Below are 21,148 nucleotides of genomic sequence, written 5' to 3' on the forward strand. Positions count from 1 at the left end.
CGCCCCAAGTCCCTTAATGGGGCACCATTCGAAGCGCGACCCTGCGGGGATTCGCGGCTTTTTTAGCGTCAATCTCATGCGTGATGCCTCGCAATTTGGGGCCTCTTTCGCTTTTGAAAAGTAAGGTAGTGTCCGTTTATGCAAATCATGGTTCGCGATAACAATGTCGATCAAGCCCTGCGCGCTCTGAAGAAGAAACTTCAGCGTGAAGGCGTCTATCGCGAGATGAAATTGCGTCGTCACTATGAAAAGCCCAGCGAAAAGCGCGCTCGTGAAAAAGCTGCTGCCGTGCGCCGCGCACGCAAGCTTGAGCGTAAGCGGATGGAGCGCGACGGCATCAAATAATGCCTCGGTTTGGGCGGGAATCCGCTTGAACGCTCCTTTAGGATAAGCCATTAGGGCGCGGTATCATTCCGCGCCCTTTTGTTATGGCGCATCACCCCTCACCAGGCATCACCCCTCACCAGGATTGTATAATGGCAGAAGTTACCCGCGTTCCGATCCAGCCCATTGCCAGCGGATCGCTCACCAAATTGTGGCTTGGCGTGCTTCTGGCGGTGCTGATCGGCGGTGCAGTCGCGTGGGCAGCGGTTCCCAAGACGCTTAAAGTGGAAACGCTGGTTGAGGGCGAGGGCGACCTGATCGAAGAAGGTGATCTGGCTTTTGTGAAATACACCGGCACTTTGGCCGATACGGGCGAAGAATTTGACAAATGGAAGCCTGAGCAATTGCCGATCCCCGGCATTTTCCCCGAAGGCACCGCGTTCGAAATTCGCAAAGGCGCAGTGGTGGATGGCTTTTTCGAAGGTCTCCTGCAGATGCAAAAGGGCGGCAAATACAAGCTCTTCATCCCCGCCAGCATGGCCTATGGCGCATCGCCCCCTCCGGGAAGCGACATCCCTGCCAATGCCGATCTGATTTTCGATGTTGAAGTGGTTGATTTCTTCAATGAAGAACAATTGCAAAGCCGCATCAGCATTATGCAGCAGGCCATTCAGGCGCAGAACCCCGAAGGTTTGGGCGGCCCCGGAGGTCCACAAGGAGGCCCGCAAGGCGGCCCGCAGGGTGGTCCCCCGCCGCAAGGTGCACCGCAGGGGCCGCCGCCTGCTGGTCCTGCTGTGCGTTCACCGGGTCCGTAAACCGGCCTTACTTAGACCGTAACTTCCTATCGAAAGGCGCAATTGTGTCGGTAGACAAGAAAGACGTCGCCAAAATCGCCAAGCTCGCGCGGATCACTATGGATGATACCGAGCTTGAACGGATGGTGCCGGAATTGAACAATATTCTCAATTGGGTCGAACAATTGGGCGAAGTTGACGTGAGCGAAGTTGAGCCGATGGCGGCCGTGATCGCTGACAAGCTGACTTTGCGCGATGATGTGGTGGATGCTGATCCGAAAACCGGCGGCGGGCGGCGCGACGACGTGCTCGTCAATGCGCCTGCGGCTGAACACGGATTTTACGGCGTGCCCAAGGTGATTGAATAGACTAACCAGTTTCCCGTTTGCCCTGAGCTTGTCGAAGGGCCGTACTTAACTTCATGTGCTGCGCTCAGAAAAAAGAGCGGTGCTTCGACAAGCTCAGCACGAACGGTTTTGGATGTATGACTGACCTAACTGAACTCGGTGTAAAAGATATCCGCGATGGAGTGGCCGGCGGCGATTTCACCGCGCGCGAGGTTGCTGAAAGCTTCAATGCGGCGGTCGAAGCGGCCAGCGCTTTGAACGCCTTCATCGTCGCGACCCCGGATCACGCGCTTGCCAGCGCGGATGCGGTCGATGCCAAACGCGCCAAAGGCGAGGCATTGGGCGCAATGGGCGGCGTGCCGATTGGCATGAAAGACCTGTTCGCCACCACCGGCGTGCAAACCACCGCGGCCAGCCACATCCTTGAAGGGTTCACCCCGCAATATGAAAGCACCGTCTCGCAAAATCTGTGGGATGCGGGCGCTGGGATGCTGGGCAAGCTGAACCTGGACCAGTTCGCCATGGGTTCCTCGAACGAGACGAGCTATTTCGGCAATGTGAACTCGCCTTGGCGCAAGGAGGGTTCGAATGCGGCGATGTCGCCCGGCGGGTCTTCGGGCGGTTCTTCGAGCGCGGTTTCTGCGCGCATTGCACCTGCGGCCACGGGCACGGATACAGGCGGTTCGATCCGCCAGCCCGCTGCCTTTGCCGGAATTTGCGGGATCAAGCCGACTTACGGGCGCTGTTCGCGTTGGGGCGTGGTGGCGTTTGCGTCCTCGCTCGATCAGGCAGGGCCGATGGCGCGTTCGGTGGAGGATTGCGCGATTATGCTGGGCGCAATGGCCGGGCACGATCCCAAGGATGCGACCTCGCTTGATATCGCGGTGCCCGATTGGGAAGCTGCCTTGTCAGCGGACCTTAAAGGCAAGCGCATTGGCATTCCCAAGGAATACCGGATGGACGGCACCGATGCCGCCATTCTGGAAAGCTGGGAACAGGGCAAGGCGATGCTGGAAGATGCAGGCGCGACGATTGTCGATATCTCGCTGCCGCACACCAAATACGCGCTGCCCGCTTACTATATCATCGCCCCTGCCGAGGCGTCATCCAACCTCGCCCGCTATGACGGGGTGCGGTATGGTCTGCGCGATCTGCCAGAGGGTGCTGGCCTGCAGGACATGTACGCCGCAACGCGCGCCGCCGGTTTTGGTGATGAGGTAAAACGCCGCATTCTGATCGGCACCTATGTGCTGTCGGCTGGCTTTTACGATGCCTATTACACGCAGGCGCAAAAGGTGCGCGCATTGGTGGCTCGCGATTTTGACCGGGCATGGGAGGATTGCGACTTGATCCTTGCCCCGACAACGCCGACAGCTTCGTTCCCGCTGGGCAGTCTCAATGATGACCCGCTGACGATGTATCTGAACGATGTGTTTGCGGTGCCTGCGTCCTTGGCCGGCCTTCCTGCGATGAGCGTGCCTGCTGGCGTGAACCCCGATGGTTTGCCGTTGGGCTTGCAACTGGTGGGCAAGGCTTTTGATGAGCAGGGTGTGCTGGATGCTAGCTTGGCGATCCAGCAGCGCGCGGGGTTTGAAGCGGCGCCGGAGAAGTGGTGGTGACACACACAATTCCGTTCGTGCTGAGCTTGTCGAAGCACCGCTCTTTTTGGGCGCCCTGTGTGCAAAAGAAGGACGGCCCTTCGACAAGCTCAGGGCGAACGGAGAGGGCATTCGGTAAGCCGATGACCGGAGAGATCATCTACGCGACCATATTCATGGTGTGCTTCGTCCTTTTGGCGGGGTTTGCGATGTATCTTTCCAAAACGATCGACGCTGGCGAAGCGCGCTTTGACAGCGAGACGGGTGAACAGCTGCCTGATGAGGATGAGACAAAACTTTAGCCGTCATCCCAGCGAAAGCTGGGATCGGTATCGGCAGGTACAGGGCCAGTGGAAACAGATCCCAGCTTTCGCTGGGATGACGTGAGAGTAGAGAAAATGACTGAATACCGCATCCAAGGGCAAACCGGTGAATGGGAGGTCGTGATCGGCCTTGAAGTGCATGCGCAGATCACCACCCGGTCAAAATTGTTCTCCGGCGCGTCCACCACTTTTGGCGCAGAACCCAATTCTCAGGTTTCTCTGGTCGATGCGGCCATGCCCGGAATGCTGCCCGTGCCCAACCGCGAATGCATCCGTCAGGCCGTGCGCACCGGTATGGCGATTGAGGCTGAGATCAATGCGTGGTCGCGTTTTGACCGCAAGAACTACTTCTATGCCGATTTGCCGCAAGGCTACCAAATCAGCCAACTTTACCATCCGATTGTGGGCGAAGGACAATTGCTGATCGAGGCGGATGAAAAACACGGTATCCCCGAAGACAAAGTGATCGGGATTGAGCGTATCCATGTGGAGCAAGATGCGGGCAAGCTGATGCACGATCAGCATCCCACCATGTCCTATGTCGACCTCAACCGCTCGGGCGTTGCCTTGATGGAGATCGTCTCGCGCCCCGATATGACATCGCCAGCCGAAGCGGGCGCTTATGTGCGCAAATTGCGCTCTATCCTGCGCTATGTCGGCAGCTGCGATGGCAATATGGAGGAAGGCTCCATGCGCGCAGATGTGAACGTCTCTGTGCGCAAGGTGGGTGACAGCGAGCTTGGCACGCGCACCGAAACCAAGAACGTGAACTCGGTCCGCTTCGTTATGGCGGTGATCGAATATGAGGCCGCGCGGCAGGTTGATCTGATTGAAAGCGGCGGCAGCGTTGACCAGGAAACGCGCCTGTTCGATGTTGCGACCGGCACCACGCGCACCATGCGGTCCAAGGAAGACGCGCATGATTATCGCTATTTCCCCGATCCTGATCTGTTGCCGCTGGTGCTCGAAGATGACTTCCTCGCCGAATGCCGCGCCAGCCTTCCCGAACTGCCCGATGCCAAGCGGGTGCGGTATGAGCAGGAGCTGGGCCTCACGCCTTACAACGCGCGCGAGCTGACTGCCGAAGTGGAAACCTTTGCGCGGTTTGAAACGCTGCTGGGAACGGTCGCGGCTGCAATGGGCAAACCGGAAACCAAAGTTGCAACGCAGGTTGCCAATTGGGCGCTTTCGGTGGCTCCCGGTGTGATTAAATCGGCGCGCGAAAATTTCCCGGAAGAAACCGACCCCGCGCGCGCCACGGCAGAGCGTCAGGCAGCGATCCTCGCGATGCAGGACAAAGGCGAAATCAGCGGCAAGCAGGCCAAGGAAATCTTTGAACTGGTTCTAAGGACAGGCCGCGAACCCGATGAAATTGCTGACACAGAGGGGCTGAAACAGGTCTCAGACACGGGCGCGATTGAGGCGGCGATTGACGATATCCTGGCCAGCAACGCCGACAAGGTTGAGCAATATAAAGGCGGCAAGGACAAGCTGTTCGGCTTTTTCGTTGGTCAGACCATGAAAGCGATGCAAGGCAAAGCGAACCCGGGCGTTGTGAACCAATTGCTTAAAGATAAGCTGGGCTAACCCCGCGCTATCCGCCCCGCAGGCGATCAATTGCGGATCGTCTGCACCGCGACAAAGGCGCGCAGGCGCTGATCGCCGTCGCGCGCATGGAAGACAGCGCCCTTTTCATCGCGCAGCAATTGCGGCCCGTGAAAGCCGGCTGCCGTGGCAGTCACATCGCTTTTCTTGTCGGTCGCCGCAGCGTATTGCGCGCCCGTTAGCGACAGGATCGACGGCAGCACTTCGCCTGCACGCTCAAACGCCATTTCAATCGCGGTGCGAGCCAAAGCGCCATCATTGGCCGCCCAGATCGCCACGTTGTCTTCCTCTACAAAACTGGGGCGGCGAAGCTTTACGATGCTGAGCAATTGCTGCTTGTATATCCGCGCAGCCGTGCCGGGTTTGCGGATGGCGACATCCACGATCACCTGGATATTGGTGAAGTCTGCGGACAATTGATACCGCCAGCTGAGCACCGCAATTTCGCTTGCCTGCGGATGGGTGGCGGCAAATTGCGCCTCTAGCCGCTCGCGTTCCTTATCCCAAGTGAGCGCGCCAACCGTGTCATTCGCCTCTTCATCGAATGACCCCATGGCGAATGTCATGCTGACCGTGCTGTCGCCATCAATCGCGGCAGGATCGCCCGATGTGAGCGCCATGGATGTGCCCGACAGAACCTGCGTCGGCGGCTCAGCGAACCAGATCACCTCGGCCAGCGCCTGATCGGTGGCAGACAAAGCAAGCGGGCCAGCATCAAAACCGGCCAGCGCGCCGCGCAGAGGCTTTGCAAATCGGTGTGCCTTTACCGCTGCGTTTTGGGCGAGCGTTTCGGGTGTGCGATCAGTCAGAGCGCCAAGCAAGCCGCCTTCGCCTACAAGGATACGGCCCAGTTCAATGCTGGTCGCAAGCTCCTCCTGCGCAAGGATAATCGCTGCGGGCCGTGCAGGTTCAACCGTGCGGTCACTTTCAGCGATGAAGTATTCAGCCTGCGCCGCCGCAGGCCGGGCGATAGCAGGCTGAATATAACTGGCAGCAACCCCGCTGGCCGCAAACGCGCAGATCGCGAGGCGCGCGGCTATAGCTCGCCGCTTACTTGAAACGCTTGGCATATTCTTCGAAGTTCGCCAGCAAAGCTTGCCGCAAATCCGCATCCGCTTCGGGACGGTCTTCTACGGTTTTGGGCGGGAATTTTGACAGGCCATTGCCGCCGCGCCCTTTGATCAGCCGCGCCTTTTCAACGCCGCCGCGGAAATCCTTGAAGATAAACCGGTTGTTGAGCGACCGGCCATAGATCATCTTTTTCTGATAAAGGTTCTGCGTGACGATCAATTCGGCATAGCATTCATGCGTGCTGTCGCTGAGCCGGGTTTTGACTTTGGTCGTGATATCTCGGTCTGCAATGGGCACCTGATAGATCACCTCAGTGCCTTCTGGCATGCCGACTGCATCAGCGACATCAATGGACTGGAACGCCTCCACCTGAAAACGCGGGCTGAGCGCTTCGCGCATATATTCCGCGTTCGAGACGTTCTTGTCCTTGTTGATGGCTTCGTTGATGAGGCCGGGGCCGAACAGACCGATATTCTGCGCTTGCCCTTCGATGGTGGGGTAGATGTGCAGTTCGCACACGGCGGGTTTTTCCGCCGCTGCAATGGCATCCGAGGCCGCCGCGTCCGCATCAGCAATCATTTTGTCTGCGGCTGCATCTGCCACCGCTTCTGCAGCTTCTTCCGCGGCCTTTGCCGCGTCTACCGCGCTATCCTGTGCCATCGCAGGCATCGCCAGGCATGCATGCGCAGCCGCGCACAAAATCACGAATTTCGTTTTCATTTCCCGCCCCAAATTCAATTTCAAACAGATTCTACGATCGGCCGGATACCCTCCGGTCTGAATTGGCTAGCATAAGAGATTGATCGCTTTCAATGGGTTACTTGCACAATTTTGAGCGATCAAAGAATGGACTTAAGGGAATATGGGGCCGCCCGGCAAAGCAGTAAAAGCAAGGTGCGGGCAGGCGATCAAGGCTTCCCCGCCATTGCCGGGCGCGGTGCCAGCCCTGCGGCACGGCATAAGAATTTACTTGCCGTTTACCACATCCTTTGCGAGCCTAAGTACGGATCACGGGGGAGTAACTCATGAATGGAACAGTGAAATTCGCGATTGGCGCGGCGCTGGCGACCTGCCTTGCATGGGGCACGCACGCTGCATCGGGCGCAAGCTATATTGATGGGATTGAAAGCGATACCAAAGCGGCGCTGACGGCAGGCGGCTTTGACGGCGTTGAAATGGCAATGCAACGCGACCCTTTGGCGCGCGTTGCGGTGCTGCGCGGCGTGGATGACCCGGCTGAGCGGGCGAAAATCGAAAAAGCTCTCATGGCGAGCGATGCCAATCTGGCGGGAGTGCGCTGGGCTGATGGCGCCGCCTTGGCGGGCGGCGACAAAAGCGCAAATGAAACACCCTCTGCCGCAAGCGATGCTGATGCTGTCAGCGGTGCAAGCGCCGCGCAGGTTGCAGACTGCCAAGGCGATATTGATGCTTTCATGGACGGAAAGACGATCAATTTCCGTTCGGGCAGCGCCTATTTGCCTGACAGCTCGCTTGCGATCGTGGATGGTCTGGCTGAAAAGCTTACCGCATGCACAGGGATGAGCGTTGCCGTTGGCGGCCATACCGATGCGACAGGTTCGGCGCAGATCAACCAAACCTTGAGCCAGGCGCGCGCCGATGCTGTCGCCGCCGCTCTGGCTGAACGCGGAGTGGGCGAGGCGCGCATTACGGCGAAAGGGTATGGATCAGACCAGCCTCTCGTCGAAGGTGACGGCGCAAACGAAGCCAATCGTCGAATCGAATTTACGCTCGCGTCAGACGAGTAAAAGGGGGAGCGAATAGTATGGGATTGTTTTTTGAAAGCTGGATCCTTGTGATCGCGATGTTCTTAGTCGGGGTTGGCCTTGCATGGCTGATCTGGGGCCGGAATTGAAAGCGGGAGGGTTTGGAAAATGATTGAACTGTTTATGGATAACCCGCTGCGTATGCTGGCCGCTTTGGTCATCGGATTTGCAACAGGCTGGTGGATTTGGGCGCGGCTTTCGGCTGGCGCTGAGGCAGAAGCGGAGCCGGTGCGCACTGCGCCGCCACCGCCACCGCCACCGCCACCACCACCACCGCCACCTGAGCCGGAACCGGTTGCGGTTGAGCCAAAGCCCGAACCCGCTCCTGAACCCGCGCCAGCGCCCGTTATGGCCGCAGCGCCCGTGCAGGCCGAAGAGGGCAAGCCCAAGATCGCAGCGGCTGTTGGCGCGGCTGATGATCTCACCCGGATCAAAGGGATCGGGCCAAAGCTGAATGATTTGTGCCATTCGCTGGGGGTCAAACGGTTTGACCAGATCGCAGCGTGGAGCGCGGCGGATGTGGCCGAGGTTGATCAGTACCTCAAAATCAAAGGCCGGATTGACCGGGACAATTGGGTCGATCAAGCCGCTTTGCTTGCTGCCGGCAAGGATGAAGAACATGCTGCGAAATTCGCTATGAAAGCGCCGCCCAAGGGCCTTTCATAGCCCGGCAAAGCCTGCGCATCAGGCGCAATCAGCACAACAAAAAGGCCGCCCGGATTGCACCGGGCGGCCTTTTCTTATGCGTTTAATGCGAAGCTTAGACGCGTGTGCCGGTCACTGGCATTGCGCCAAATGCGCCTGCGTTTACATTGCCGGTGATGGTGTCACCATCGACAGTGGCTTCGCAATCGAGCGTCATCGGCATCGGGACAGTCATGTTCATTTTCCATTTGACGGTATCGCCAGCCACGGTGCCTTCTTCGATATCCATCGATCCCATGCCGCCTTCCATCTTGCCGCCGACAGTGCCATCGCCATTGTCAACAATGGTGAGAGTGCCGGTTTGATCGCCCATCGGGCTTTTGACGGTGGTGTTGTACGTTCCTGCAACAGACATGATTATCTCCTTGGGTAAGCGGCGGGCATTGGCCCGTTTCCGCAGTTTGTTTTGCCGAGCGATGCGGACGATACCGCCCGTGAAACTCAGCTTTGTTTCTGGCACGTGTGCGGCCTGCTATCAACCACAATCACGGGCGGCATTGCGGCGTTCCGGCAAGGCCAATGCGTGCCCTGCCAAAGCCGTAACGTCACATATGAGCAGCTTTTTGCGGCCAGATGCGCTTCCTCACTCCGTTTCGGGCAATTCGCGCACCTCAATCGGCATGCCAAGCGTTTCAAGCTGCGGTTTGACTTGCTCTGCATCGCCCACAACGACCCAGATAAATTCATCTGTGTCGAGCACATCGCGCGCCGCTGTATCCAGGCTTTCGCGGGTTTGCGCCTGATATTTGGCAACCAGCGTCTCGTAATAATCATCCGGGCGGCCAAATTGAGCGTTGCTGCGCAGCGCGCCCAGAACCGCGCCTGATGTTTCGAAACGTCCCGGCAATTCGCCCACTTCAGCCGCGACATTGCGCGCGAGTTCTTCCTCGCTTACGCCGCTGGTGGTGAGGAATTCTTGTGTTTCGCGAATCATTTCGGCGATCGAAGCGCCCGTCTTATCGGCCTGCACTCCGCCGCGGATCGAATAGGTTACCGCGTTTTCACGCGCCTGCGGCCCGCCGCGCACGCCGTAACTCCATCCCTTGGTCTCCCGCAGGTTCATATTGAGCCGCGCGAGAAACGTGCCGCCCAGTGAATTGTTGGCATTGGTGAAATCGACGTAACCAGGATCGCCTGCATTCAGCTTGGTCAATTGCGCACCGACAATCCGGCTTTGCGGGCTATCAGGACGATTGACGAGAATGATGCGGCCTGTCTCGCCAGCGGCTTTATCTTGCGCGGTAAAGCTTTTGGCTCCCTTGGGCGCATCAGGGGCGCTCCAATCGCCAAATGCTGCGTTGAGAGCATCGACAATTGCGGCGAGCGGCTGGTCGGAAATGACGAAAACTTCGCCATTATCGGGTCTTATCCATGCCTGTTTGAACGCCAGCAGATCATCGCGCGTGATCGCGCCAACGGTTTCAAGGCTGGCAACTGAACCATAGGCGGTGCCTTCGCCGAAAATCTCTGGCGCGATGGTGCGCTGCGCGATGCTGGCGGGATCGCGCAATTGCTGCTTGATCCCGGTCAGGGTCTGCGTGCGCACCCGCTCAAGTTCTTGCGGATCAAACGCTGGGTTGCGGACAATGTCCGACATAAGATCAAGCGATGGGGCAAGCTTTGCCGACAGCGCTGACAGCGTGAAGCTGGACCGGTCAGACGAACCGCCAATTGAAATGCTGACGCCGAGGCGCTCGCGTTCTTCGGCGATCTGCTGCGAGGTTAGAGTGGAAGTGCCCTCGTCAAACAGAGCCAAAGTCAGGTCTTCAAGCCCGGTCTTGCCAGCAGGATCGGCTGCATTGCCCGCGTCAAATTCCATAGTGACATAGGTTGCAGGCACCGCATCGCGGCGCGCATAGGTGACTTTCATCCCATTGGCCAAAGTGGCGCGTTCGACATCAGGGAAATCGAGCGCGGGCACCGTGTCAATCGGCGGTGCGGGGCGCTCAAGCGAAACGGTCAGCGTGCTGTCTGCCGCCTCTGAGGCATCGGGCGCATCGGCTGCAGCTTCGACGCTGGCGGCCTCTTCATATTCGCCGCGCTCCCCTTTTTCGAGCACGAGAGTGAAAGCGGGTTGATCCATCCATTTGCTCAAAGCGGTGCGCACTTTGTCTGGTGTCATCGCGGCGATGGCGTTCAATTGCTTGGCGTAATAGGCCGGATCATCCGAAAGCACTTCGCCGCGCGCCAAAGTCACCGCTTTGCCGCCGAAACCGCCGACTTGTTCAAGGCCGCGAATGGTGCTCGAAAGACGGCTGGTCGCGGCCCGCTGCAATTCATCGCGCGTCGGGCCTGTGGCAAGGTAATCGGCAATCAGTTCATCCAGCCGCGCTTCGAGAACAGCGACATCAACACCCGGTTTCACAACCGCGCCAACCGACAGCCAGCCAACACGCTGAAAATCGGCATGGCCAGCAAAGACGCTGACGGCGAGTTCTTCTTCGCGCACCAGCACTTGATCAAGGCGGCTAGAAATCAGTCCGCCCAAAACGGTCGCGCCCATATCCAGCGCGAAGGCATCGGGATCATTGCTGCCGGGGGCAGGCCAATATTTGGTAAGCCGCGTGGCCGCCACCTGATCTTTCATGATCGTGCGCGATGGCTCGGCCAGAGGCGCAATCGTCGCCGCTGCTGGCGTGTTGACAGGGCCGCTTTTGATGGCTCCGAACCATTTTTCAACGAGCGGACGCGCTTCTTCGCCCGACACATCGCCTGCGAGCACCAGAGTTGCATTGTTGGGGCCGTATTTGTCGCGGAACCAATTGCGCACATCATCCATGCTGGCCGCATCAAGATCAGCCATCGAACCGATCACTGAATGGCCGTAAGGGTGCCCTTCGCCATACAGCTTGTCGATGATTTCATAGAAGACGAGCCCGCCGGGACGGTTATCGCCCTGGCGTTTTTCGTTCTGGACAACGCCGCGCTGGTTATCGAGCTTTTCCTGCGTGACTGCGCCCAGCAGATACCCCATCCGGTCGCTTTCCAGCCAAAGCGCGCGCTCCAATGCGGGGCGGGGGACGGTTTGGAAATAATTGGTTCGGTCAAAATTGGTGGTGCCGTTGTAATCGGTCGCGCCCATTTCCTGAAGGTATTGGAAATAGTCATTGGGCGCGTTTTCAGAGCCATTGAACATCAGGTGTTCAAACAGATGGGCAAATCCGGTCTGCCCTTCGGGTTCGTCCTTGGAGCCGACATTATACCACACGGCCACGCCAACGATTGGTGCTTTGCGGTCTTCGTGCACAATCACGGTGAGGCCATTTTCAAGCTCGAACCGGTCAAAGGGGATGGCGACTTGCTGAACCAGCTGCGCAAGGTCGCCCGTGGCCGCATCATTGGCCGCCTCAGCTGGCGTTTCGCTGTGGTGGTCAGCCAAAGCGGGCGTAGCGGGCAATGCGATGGCGGCAGCGAGCGCGGTCAGGCTGGTGGCGGCTTTGCCAGCGGATTTAAAAGCTGATGGGAAAGTCATGAGTGGTCTAGGCTCCGTTCTGCGAGACGGGTGGAATGGTTGATGCCGTGCGAGCGCATCGCGCGCGCCGGGTCAAGGGGGCGGTGTGTGCCATCGACAAACGGCGCTGTCACGTCGATGAATGAAAAGCGGGCTGCGCAAAGTTCAGCGTGCATTGGTGACGGTTTTGCGCGTCTTTGCCGCGGCCAGCACATCATCGCGCCAGAAATACACAGGCTTAAGCTTGTGATCGACAAACAGCTGCATCTGATCGGTGTAATGCGGGCTTTTGGGCCGGGTGGTGGCAGCGCCGAATGGCTGGATAGAGCGGGAGAAAACCCGCCCGCCATCGCTGCCCGGTGCGGGCCATTCGACCCATTGGATAAAGCTGTCGCCGTGAACGAGGCTGGCGCGGCCATCGGGGTCAATCTCCCAGGTGGTGGCGGCGCGCAAAGTGTCTGATCCGCCGTCCAAGGGCAGGTCAACGTCCCCTTGGCGCAGGCGGACAAGATCCGACAATGGCGGGTCGAGCCTGCCGAAATGCTCCATCAAATGACCGGCTGCATCGCCCAGTTTTTCGCCGACATCAGGCCATTGGCGGTTCTGATATTCTGACGACATGAAATCACGGATCATCAGATAGGCCAGCGCATCAGCGCGGCCTTCTCCATCAGCGGTAAAATCCCACTTCAGCAGCAGATCCCGGGCCTTTTGCACCTGTCCACCGCTTGGCCCTGCATCTTTCATACGCGGCGGGAAGGACAGCGCTTCCAACTCATCAAACAGCCGCGCAATATAGCCTTCGCGTTCATAGGCAGTGTCGTATTTGATCTGCTCGAGCGCCGCGCGGTCCAGCGGGCCTGTGACAGCGCTCATCAGCTTATAGGCGCGGCGTGACCGGTTGGTCTGCTTGCGCTCGATTCCCAAAACAGGTGAGAAATCCTCGGGCAACAAATCGCTGCCTTCGCCTGCTGCGGTGTAAGGTTCATTGTTGGCGTTGTAGATCCAGCCAGATGCCGGATTGATGAGCTTGGGTATCTCTTCATAAGACACCGCGCCTTGCCAGATCAGATCAGAGCGGGTGCCATCCAGTATGCCGCGCCAATTGGCCTTTACATCTTCGGGCCGGTCAGGGATGCTGGCATTGTAGAGATAGGCGATATTGCCTTCCTTGTCGGCATAGATGAAATTGGTCGAAGGGATCGCCATGCGCGCCATTTGCGCCTGCCATTCATCCAGCGTTTTCGCCTTGTTTATCCGGTAATAGGCATCAAGCTGATCGACATTGTCTATTCCGCCATATCGGACCGCGAAATAGCCATCATCGTTCTGGATCACGGGGCCATGGGCGCTGCGAAGCACTTCGCGCCGGATGGGAAGAATAACGGGGCCAAACTTTACTGGAAGTGTTACGGTCTTGCGCTCCAGATCGCGCCATTCGCCGTCCAACTTGTACCGCGTGCCCGCTTCGCTGACTTCGAGCTTGTAGATATCAGTCATGTCGGGGCGGTTGACTGTGTTGGTCCAGCCCAGATGTTCATTGTGGCCGAGGAATGGGAAAGGCGATCCGGGGAAATTGGCGCCGGTGAAATGCCAGCCTTCTTCGCTTTCCACGCTGAATTCATACCACGCGACCCCGCCGCGAAGCGGTTGGTGCGAATTGGAGATAAGCGTGGTTGGCCCGCCGGATCGTTCAGGTGTGACTGCCCAGGCATTGGAACCCAGCAGCGCGGCATCTTCGCCCATGGGCAGTGGATGGAGCACATTGGCCTGATCGGGCGACGGGGCCTCTCTTGGGGTATCACCGCGCGGAAATCCCGGAATGTCCGGGCCAAATTCGCGCTGGAGTGGTTCGCCTGCCACCAGCGGACCGATCACATTGCCAAGGCCGAAGAAGAACGGTTGGCGCAGAACAAATCCGGCGGCAACATCCTCGCCGTTCACGGGAAAGAGATTGCCGAGTTTCAGCTCTTGCGGGTTCTCCTCAGCATATTGGTTCAGCCCGCTCGCATAGGCTTCGAACAAAGCGCGCGTGTCACCGGGCAGGCCCTGATATTTGCGCTGCGCCGTGCCGCGCGCATCGAGCAGGTGGTAGACATAATCGAATTCTGCGCCATCCTGCCCAGCGATGGCTCCGTAGCGCCCGCGTGACATCGCGATCACATCCTGAAGAGTGAAAAAATCATCCTCCGCATGGGCAATCGCTACGCCAAAGGCGACATCGGCATCGGTCTTGCCGTAAATATGCGGCACGCCGTATTCATCGCGGATGATCTCGGCTTGGTATTCGGTCCAGCTTTCGGGTGAATAGGAGGCTTCCTCGGCAAAGAACGGCTCCCACGTGGCCAGCGCGACGAACACGCCAATCGCAATCACCACCAGCGCTGCCGCGCCGCGTGCAAGCCATGTTCGCATCAATCTCTCCTGAACCTTTTATGCGCCGGGGTGTGCCGATGGATTGCCCCCTTGGCAAGCGGGCCTTCGTCACCCACCTAGTTGAGTAACACACCGGCATGCTTGCGGCATGCTTGCGGCTTGGTTGCGGCTTGGTTGATGAAATACACGCGAGAGAAGAATCAGGAAAGGCCTTGTGTTGCAAATGGGCAACACTATATAGGCCAGGAAAGTCACATGAGGGGTCTCTATCCATGAATCTCGAAAAGTTCACCGACCGCGCGAAAGGGTTCCTGCAATCGGCGCAAACGGTCGCCATTCGTATGAACCATCAACGCATCACGCCGCTGCATTTGCTGAAAGCGCTGCTTGAGGATGAAGAAGGCATGGCCGCTGGCCTGATCCAGCGCGCGGGCGGTGAAACGGCGCTGGCCGTCAGTGCTGTCGATGATGGTCTTGCGAAAATCCCAGCGGTGACAGGCGGCGGCGCGCAGCAAACGCCGGGTCTTGATAATGATGCCGTGCGCGTGCTCGACAGCGCTGAACAGCTCGCCGATAAGGCAGGCGACAGCTATGTCGCGGTGGAGCGCATTTTGACAGCGCTCGCCATGGCTCCCGGCGCAGCTGGCGAGGCGATGAAAGCGGCCAGCATTACGCCGCAAACTTTGAACGCAGCGATTGAGGCTCTGCGCGGCGGGCGCACCGCTGACAGCGCGAATGCCGAAAGCTCTTATGATGCAATGGAGAAATTCGCGCGCGATCTGACGCAGGCCGCGCGCGATGGTAAGCTTGATCCAGTGATCGGGCGCGATGAAGAAATCCGCCGCGCGATCCAGATCCTTGCTCGGCGCACCAAAAACAATCCTGCGATGATCGGCGAACCCGGCACGGGTAAAACCGCCATTGCCGAAGGTCTCGCGCTGCGTATTGCCAATGGTGATGTGCCCGACAGTCTGAAAGGCCGCACGCTCATGTCGCTCGATATGGGCTCGCTGATTGCGGGCGCGAAATATCGCGGCGAATTTGAAGAGCGTTTGAAATCCGTCCTTGATGAGGTGAAGAATGCCGATGGGCAGATTATTCTCTTCATCGACGAGATGCACACGCTGATTGGGGCAGGGGCGTCTGAAGGCTCGATGGATGCCTCAAACCTGCTCAAACCTGCACTCAGCCGCGGAGAGCTGCATTGCATCGGGGCCACCACGCTCGATGAATATCAGAAATATGTCGAGAAAGACCCCGCGCTCCAGCGCCGGTTCCAGCCGGTCTATATCGAAGAGCCTTCGGTTGAGGATACGATTAGCATCCTGCGCGGGATCAAGGATAAATATGAATTGCATCACGGCGTTCGCATCACCGACAGCTCTATTGTCGCGGCGGCAAAATTGTCCGACCGTTATATCCAGAACCGTTTCCTGCCCGATAAAGCCATCGACCTTATGGACGAGGCAGCCAGCCGCATCCGGATGGAAGTGGAGAGCAAGCCTGAAGAAATCGACGAGCTTGATCGCCGGATCATCCAGCTGAAGATTGAAGAGAGCGCGCTTGAAAAAGAGGATGACCGCGCCTCGCGGGATCGGCTCGCTACATTGCGTGAGGAACTGGCGAACCTTGAGCAGGAATCCTCCGAACTCACCACGCGCTGGCAGAATGAACGCGACAAGATCGACGCAGAAGGCAAGATCAAAGAGCAGCTTGATGCCGCGCGGCTGGAATTGGAGCAGGCCGAACGGAATGGCGATCTCGCCAAAGCGGGCGAGCTTTCATACGGCACCATCCCCAGCCTCGAAAAGCAGCTCGAAGAAGCAGAGAGCCTGAATGATGATGCGCTTTTGCGCGAGGAAGTGACCGAAGAAGATATCGCCAGCGTTGTCTCGCGCTGGACCGGCATTCCCGTTGATAAGATGATGGAAGGCGAGCGCGAGAAACTGCTCGATATGGAGAACATCCTCGGCAAACGCGTCATCGGCCAAAGCGCTGCTATCGAAGCGGTGTCAAAGGCCGTCCGCCGCGCGCGCGCTGGATTGCAGGATCCGGGGCGGCCCTTGGGCAGCTTCCTGTTCCTCGGCCCAACAGGTGTCGGTAAAACCGAACTGACCAAAGCGCTTGCCGGGTTCCTGTTCGATGATGACAGCGCGATGGTGCGCATCGATATGTCGGAATTTATGGAGAAGCACTCCGTCGCCCGGCTGATCGGTGCGCCTCCCGGCTATGTCGGCTATGATGAGGGCGGCGTGCTGACCGAAAGCGTGCGCCGCCGTCCGTATCAGGTGGTGCTGTTTGACGAGGTGGAAAAAGCGCACGCCGATGTGTTCAACGTGCTCCTCCAAGTGCTTGATGATGGTCGTCTTACTGATGGGCAGGGCAGAGTGGTCGATTTTTCGAACACACTGATCATCCTCACATCCAATCTGGGCAGCCAGTTCCTCTCCAACCTTCCCGATGACGGCAAAGTCGCGGAAGTCGAGGACAGCGTGATGGACGTGGTGCGCGGGCATTTCCGGCCCGAATTCCTCAACCGGCTCGATGAGATCATCCTGTTCCACCGCCTCGCGATGGAGCACATGGCGCCTATCGTCGCGATCCAGGTCAAGCGTGTGCAAAAGCTGCTGGATGATCGCAAGATCACGCTGGAGCTGACCGATGCGGCGCTCAGATGGCTTGGCCGGGTGGGGTATGACCCTGTCTATGGCGCGCGTCCGTTAAAGCGCGCGGTGCAGCGATATTTGCAGGATCCGCTGGCTGAAATGCTGCTCGAAGGCAAAGTGGCAGATGGCACCACGCTGGCGATTGATGAAGGCGATGGCGAATTGCAAATGACCGCGAAGTAAGCGGGGCAAAACCGATTCTCTCGCATTTGCGGCACGCCATCAGCCAACATCGCGGACGATGGCGTCCAGACCCGATATGATACAAAGAGTGGTTTGTTTCGCGCAGGCCGCTCTTTTTGTTACGTGCGGAAAGCCTGTCCGGTGAAAAATTTCCAAGCTGTTTGAGTGAATGTGGGATTAACGCAACAGGGGGGTAAAAATTACGGAATCGTTACGCGCCGCTTTGACATCAATTGTTCCCTATTGCACAAATCCGGCACCGCAGGGGCTTGGCTGCGTGGTGTCAGGGGCTGTTTTCGTTGTGCGTCGGGTAAACGCATGGAAAACAGAAGACAGCGCGCGTTGCTATAGTTCCGGTTGTCGCAACTGGAGTAATCATGAAAAAGTTTCACACCAATTCTATGAAGGCGCTCGCCTTCTCAGCATCGGCGATTGCATTTGTCATCGCCGGGCCCGCTTACGCGCAGGACGCCGATCCTGAGGCCCAAGAAGAAGAGGAAGAAGAGCAGGTCGATATCACGACAGATGCTGCCGGCTCTTCGGCTTCAGATGGATCGATCACAGTTACCGGTTCGCGGATTGTGCGTGACACATATTCCTCGATCTCGCCTCTGCAGGTGCTGAGTACAGAAAACCAGCAAGCCATCGGTGCTTTTGACCCCGCACAAATTCTGCAACGGTCCGAAGCTGCTGCAGGCACCCAGATTGATGCCACTTTCCTTGGGTTTGTTCTCGATAACGGCCCAGGCGCGCAAACGATCAACCTTCGCGGCTTGGGTGCGGACCGTACGCTTGTCTTAGTCAATGGTCGCCGTGTGGCGCCAGGTGGTGTTGGTGGTGCGCCAACCAGTCCATCAATCAACCTTATTCCGGCAAGTCTTGTCGACCGGTTCGATCTTTTGCTTGATGGTGCTTCGTCGGTGTATGGTTCTGATGCTGTCGCCGGTGTTGCGAACGTCATTTTGCGCAAGGACTTTGACGGTCTCGAGCTGCAGGTTACCGGTAACATCAACCCAGAAGGCGGCGGTGATGATTACACCGTCAGCGGTGCTTGGGGTTTCAACACTGATAGGGCCGTGTTCGGCATTGGTGTCGAATATTCACGCCGCGACCAGATTACTCTCGCTGACCGTGATTTCCTTGCTGATGACACCGTCAATGTCGAGATCGATCAAGATGGCAATATCTTCAACACTGGTCTGCGCGATAACGCGATTGTTCAAAACCGGTCGCCCGGGATTAGCGTGGCAGAGCGGGATTCTATCATTAGTGGAATTTCCGGCCGTATCTTCATCCCCGGCACATTTCTTGGATCGGTCTACTTTCCAGCTGGAGGCAACATTGCCAACATTCCGGGCTTGAACTTTGGCGAGAATACCAATGCTTTTGGTCAGGATCTTGATACGGATGGCGATGGTATCCGCGACGTTGATTTTCAAAACGTCAACTTGAATGGTGCCAACCTTGATCAAACGTTTGTGCCGCAACAAGATTTGTACAACATTTTTGCCTACGGTGAATATACATTCCCGGGAGAGGCGAACATTACGCCGTTTTTCGAAGCGCAATTCACTCGCGCCGAGATTTCGAACCCTAACAGCAACATTCCGCAAATCTTCCCGTTCGTTCCGGCCGACAACGCGTTTAACCCTTGCAATGTAAACAGCCCCAATGGAACGGACTGTTTTGCTGCTGATAACGCGCTTTTGGGCGGGCTTTTCAATCCGGGTGCTGGTAGCATTTCAACACTTCCGATCGCTGCAATCCGCGGTGACCGCAACAACTTCGAAGTCATCCAAGAACAGTATCGCGGCGTTCTGGGTGTTCGCGGTGATTTGCCGTTTATCGGGCCGTCTTGGACATTTGAGGTTGCAGGTGTCTACTCGCGCTCCGACGGTAATTTGTCAGTGAACGGCATTCGTGAAGACCGCTTGGCGCTTGCGCTTGGGATTGACCCGACTGCTGACTTTGACGGTGATGGGATTGTCGACAATACAGGCGATGGAATTGCCGATGATTACAACCAGAACATCCAAATCGGTACTGGCTCGCCGCTGTCTATCACGCCTTGTGATGCCAATGCTCTGGCCAATCCCGGATTGGCCGCGCCAGACCTTTTAGCTGGGTGTGTCCCCGTCGACCTTTTCAATGGCAGCGTTTTGGGCGCTCCGATTGGTGACTTTGCCACCGCTGCTGAACGAGATTACGTCTTTGGCGAGAGCACGTTTGATACTGTTTACGAGCAGGTCTTCCTGAGTGGTTTTGTCACTGGCGATTTGTTTGATCTACCAGCTGGTCCAGTCGGTGTCGTGCTTGGCGGTGAATGGCGCAACGATTCGATCGACTCACAGGCAGACTTCGTAAATTCAAATGGTCTGTTCTTTGCACGCTCGAGCGACTCAGGTGCTGTTGGTTCGGCTTGGATCCGCGAACTGTTCGCAGAAGTCGATGTTCCGTTGGTGGCTGGTAAGCAACTGGTCGAAGAACTGACAGTCAACGTGTCAGGTCGGCTAACGGATCAGGAGTTCTACGGCACAAACGGCACGTTTGCGGTCAAAGGTGGTTGGCGCCCGGTGGCACCACTGCTTCTCAAATTCTCCTACGGCACCTCGTTCCGCGCACCAAATCTGCGCGAAAACTTCTTGGCCAGCCAAACTGGATTTTTGAATATCTTCGATCCCTGCGCTGTTCCGGATGCTGCGTTTGTTGCTCCTCCTGGTGCGCCAGCAGGGACTTTGCCCTCTTACAATGCGGCATTGGATACTCGCGATCCGCAGATCTTGCAGAACTGCATCCGCGAAGGCCGTGATCCAACGACGGTCGGCATTGATGATCTTGGTCAAAACACCTTCCAGACGTCTGGTGTTGAAGTTGAATCGGGCGGTACGCTTGATTTGGATCCCGAAACTTCTACGTCGATCACAACTGGGTTTGCATTCGAAGAGAGCTTTGCGAGTGGTTTTGAAGTGGCTCTGAACTTCAACTACTACGATATTCAGATCCGCGATGCGATCGTTGAGCCGGGTGTGCAGTTTATTGTAAATGACTGTTTTGCAAGGGAAGACGGGGTTCGCAGCCCGTTCTGCGATCGTATTGATGTGTCGACCATTGGCCGTGATCTTATCTCGGACGTTTTCCAAGGCTTCATCAACTTCGACTCAGAAGCGGTTCGCGGCATCGACATGAACGCCACATTCCGTAAGGATCTTACTGTCGGCGGTGAGCAGTTCGATCTGGCGCTTGAGCTTCGGGCAAACCACCTGATTGAGCGTTCGATCGAAGAAGTCGATGATGAAGGTAATATCAACCGGGTTGATCTCGACGGCGAATTTGGCTTCCCAAGCTGGACTGGTCGGGCGACCTTCACGGTTAATTACGACGATTTCCGCTTCACGTGGCAGACCCGATATGTCGGCGAAGTCGAACAGGATGCCGCCGGTATTGATGAATTCTCAGATGTGTTCGGCAACGGTCCTGACGGAAATCCAACACCGGGCTTCTTCTCCGATACCTGTCTTGGCGGCGGCTCAGCAAATGTGCCGGGTGACGGTCGGTTCTGTCGCGACGTTGGGTTTGCTGACGAGTGGTTCGAGCATACCGCTTCTGTAACTTGGGACAACGGTACGTTCCGCGTGATTGCAGGTGTGACCAACATTTTTGACACCGACCCGCCTCAGGTCGATGCGTCAGAAGTGTTCAGCATCTCCAACGTTCCGATCGGAAACCCCTACAACTTTGATGGCCGTGAGTTCTTCGGCACGCTGCTGTATCGTTTCTGATCAAAAGTGTCATAAGATAGCAAAAATTGGGGCTTCTCAGCACTTGCCGGGAAGCCCTTTTTTTGATTTACTGCGAAGTTCGAGTTGCTGGACGGGAGGCTAGGTGGCTCACCTGAACTTTTGATTTCTCTGCAAACTGGAA

15 protein-coding genes are annotated in these 21,148 nt (G+C 57.4%); 10 read left to right on the forward strand and 5 right to left on the reverse strand.

Annotation, left to right across the window (positions count from 1 at the left end; genetic code table 11):
- Positions 1–138 precede the first annotated feature (138 nt).
- The 6 genes from rpsU (at position 139) to gatB (ending at position 4,973) form a co-directional block, all read left to right on the forward strand.
- On the forward strand, positions 139–345 hold the full coding sequence (gene rpsU / locus AC0V6W_RS12170) for a 30S ribosomal protein S21 (protein ID WP_006834591.1): 207 nt from the start codon (positions 139–141) through the stop codon (positions 343–345).
- A 131-nt stretch (positions 346–476) separates the two neighbouring features.
- Positions 477–1,139, forward strand: a complete 663-nt coding sequence (locus AC0V6W_RS12175; RefSeq protein ID WP_486150336.1) for an FKBP-type peptidyl-prolyl cis-trans isomerase — start codon at positions 477–479, stop codon at positions 1,137–1,139.
- 44 nt (positions 1,140–1,183) lie between these two features.
- Positions 1,184–1,486 (forward strand): Asp-tRNA(Asn)/Glu-tRNA(Gln) amidotransferase subunit GatC, encoded by a 303-nt coding sequence (gene gatC, locus AC0V6W_RS12180; protein WP_486150338.1) that lies wholly within the window; start codon positions 1,184–1,186, stop codon positions 1,484–1,486.
- A 116-nt stretch (positions 1,487–1,602) separates the two neighbouring features.
- On the forward strand, positions 1,603–3,084 hold the full coding sequence (gene gatA, locus AC0V6W_RS12185; RefSeq protein WP_486150340.1) for an Asp-tRNA(Asn)/Glu-tRNA(Gln) amidotransferase subunit GatA: 1,482 nt from the start codon (positions 1,603–1,605) through the stop codon (positions 3,082–3,084).
- Between the two features lie 122 nt (positions 3,085–3,206).
- Positions 3,207–3,365 (forward strand): hypothetical protein, encoded by a 159-nt coding sequence (locus AC0V6W_RS12190; RefSeq protein ID WP_486150342.1) that lies wholly within the window; start codon positions 3,207–3,209, stop codon positions 3,363–3,365.
- Between the two features lie 96 nt (positions 3,366–3,461).
- A complete protein-coding gene (gatB, locus tag AC0V6W_RS12195) occupies positions 3,462–4,973 on the forward strand; it encodes an Asp-tRNA(Asn)/Glu-tRNA(Gln) amidotransferase subunit GatB (protein ID WP_486151613.1) in 1,512 nt (503 codons plus the stop codon).
- Between the two features lie 26 nt (positions 4,974–4,999).
- On the opposite strand, the gene AC0V6W_RS12200 is transcribed toward gatB, so the two are convergent.
- Together AC0V6W_RS12200 and AC0V6W_RS12205 are read right to left on the reverse strand one after the other, a co-directional pair.
- Positions 5,000–6,061: a hypothetical protein gene (locus tag AC0V6W_RS12200; RefSeq protein WP_486150344.1), complete on the reverse strand. Its 1,062-nt coding sequence runs from the start codon at positions 6,059–6,061 to the stop codon at positions 5,000–5,002.
- Positions 6,042–6,782 (reverse strand): hypothetical protein, encoded by a 741-nt coding sequence (locus AC0V6W_RS12205; protein ID WP_486150346.1) that lies wholly within the window; start codon positions 6,780–6,782, stop codon positions 6,042–6,044. The genes AC0V6W_RS12200 and AC0V6W_RS12205 overlap by 20 nt, the downstream gene beginning before the upstream one ends.
- A gap of 305 nt (positions 6,783–7,087) precedes the next feature.
- On the opposite strand from AC0V6W_RS12205, the gene AC0V6W_RS12210 reads away from it, so the two are divergent.
- Both AC0V6W_RS12210 and AC0V6W_RS12215 read left to right on the forward strand, forming a co-directional pair.
- Positions 7,088–7,828 (forward strand): OmpA family protein, encoded by a 741-nt coding sequence (locus tag AC0V6W_RS12210; protein ID WP_486150348.1) that lies wholly within the window; start codon positions 7,088–7,090, stop codon positions 7,826–7,828.
- A 126-nt stretch (positions 7,829–7,954) separates the two neighbouring features.
- On the forward strand, positions 7,955–8,512 hold the full coding sequence (locus tag AC0V6W_RS12215; protein ID WP_486150350.1) for a hypothetical protein: 558 nt from the start codon (positions 7,955–7,957) through the stop codon (positions 8,510–8,512).
- Positions 8,513–8,606: 94 nt separating this feature from the next.
- Here AC0V6W_RS12215 and AC0V6W_RS12220 read toward each other — a convergent pair whose 3' ends face one another.
- From AC0V6W_RS12220 to AC0V6W_RS12230, 3 genes are all read right to left on the reverse strand, one after another.
- On the reverse strand, positions 8,607–8,906 hold the full coding sequence (locus AC0V6W_RS12220) for a hypothetical protein (protein WP_486150352.1): 300 nt from the start codon (positions 8,904–8,906) through the stop codon (positions 8,607–8,609).
- Between the two features lie 228 nt (positions 8,907–9,134).
- Complete coding sequence (locus tag AC0V6W_RS12225; protein WP_486150354.1) at positions 9,135–12,023, reverse strand: M16 family metallopeptidase; 2,889 nt, start codon at positions 12,021–12,023, stop codon at positions 9,135–9,137.
- Positions 12,024–12,167: 144 nt separating this feature from the next.
- Positions 12,168–14,417, reverse strand: coding sequence for an acylase (locus AC0V6W_RS12230; RefSeq protein ID WP_486150356.1), 2,250 nt, complete (start codon positions 14,415–14,417; stop codon positions 12,168–12,170).
- 233 nt (positions 14,418–14,650) lie between these two features.
- On the opposite strand from AC0V6W_RS12230, the gene clpB reads away from it, so the two are divergent.
- Both clpB and AC0V6W_RS12240 read left to right on the forward strand, forming a co-directional pair.
- Positions 14,651–17,227, forward strand: coding sequence for an ATP-dependent chaperone ClpB (gene clpB / locus AC0V6W_RS12235; RefSeq protein WP_486150358.1), 2,577 nt, complete (start codon positions 14,651–14,653; stop codon positions 17,225–17,227).
- A gap of 377 nt (positions 17,228–17,604) precedes the next feature.
- On the forward strand, positions 17,605–21,006 hold the full coding sequence (locus tag AC0V6W_RS12240; protein ID WP_486150360.1) for a TonB-dependent receptor domain-containing protein: 3,402 nt from the start codon (positions 17,605–17,607) through the stop codon (positions 21,004–21,006).
- The last annotated feature ends 142 nt before the right edge of the window (positions 21,007–21,148 follow it).

The sequence above is a fragment of the Erythrobacter sp. JB1-7 genome, assembly GCF_057365015.1.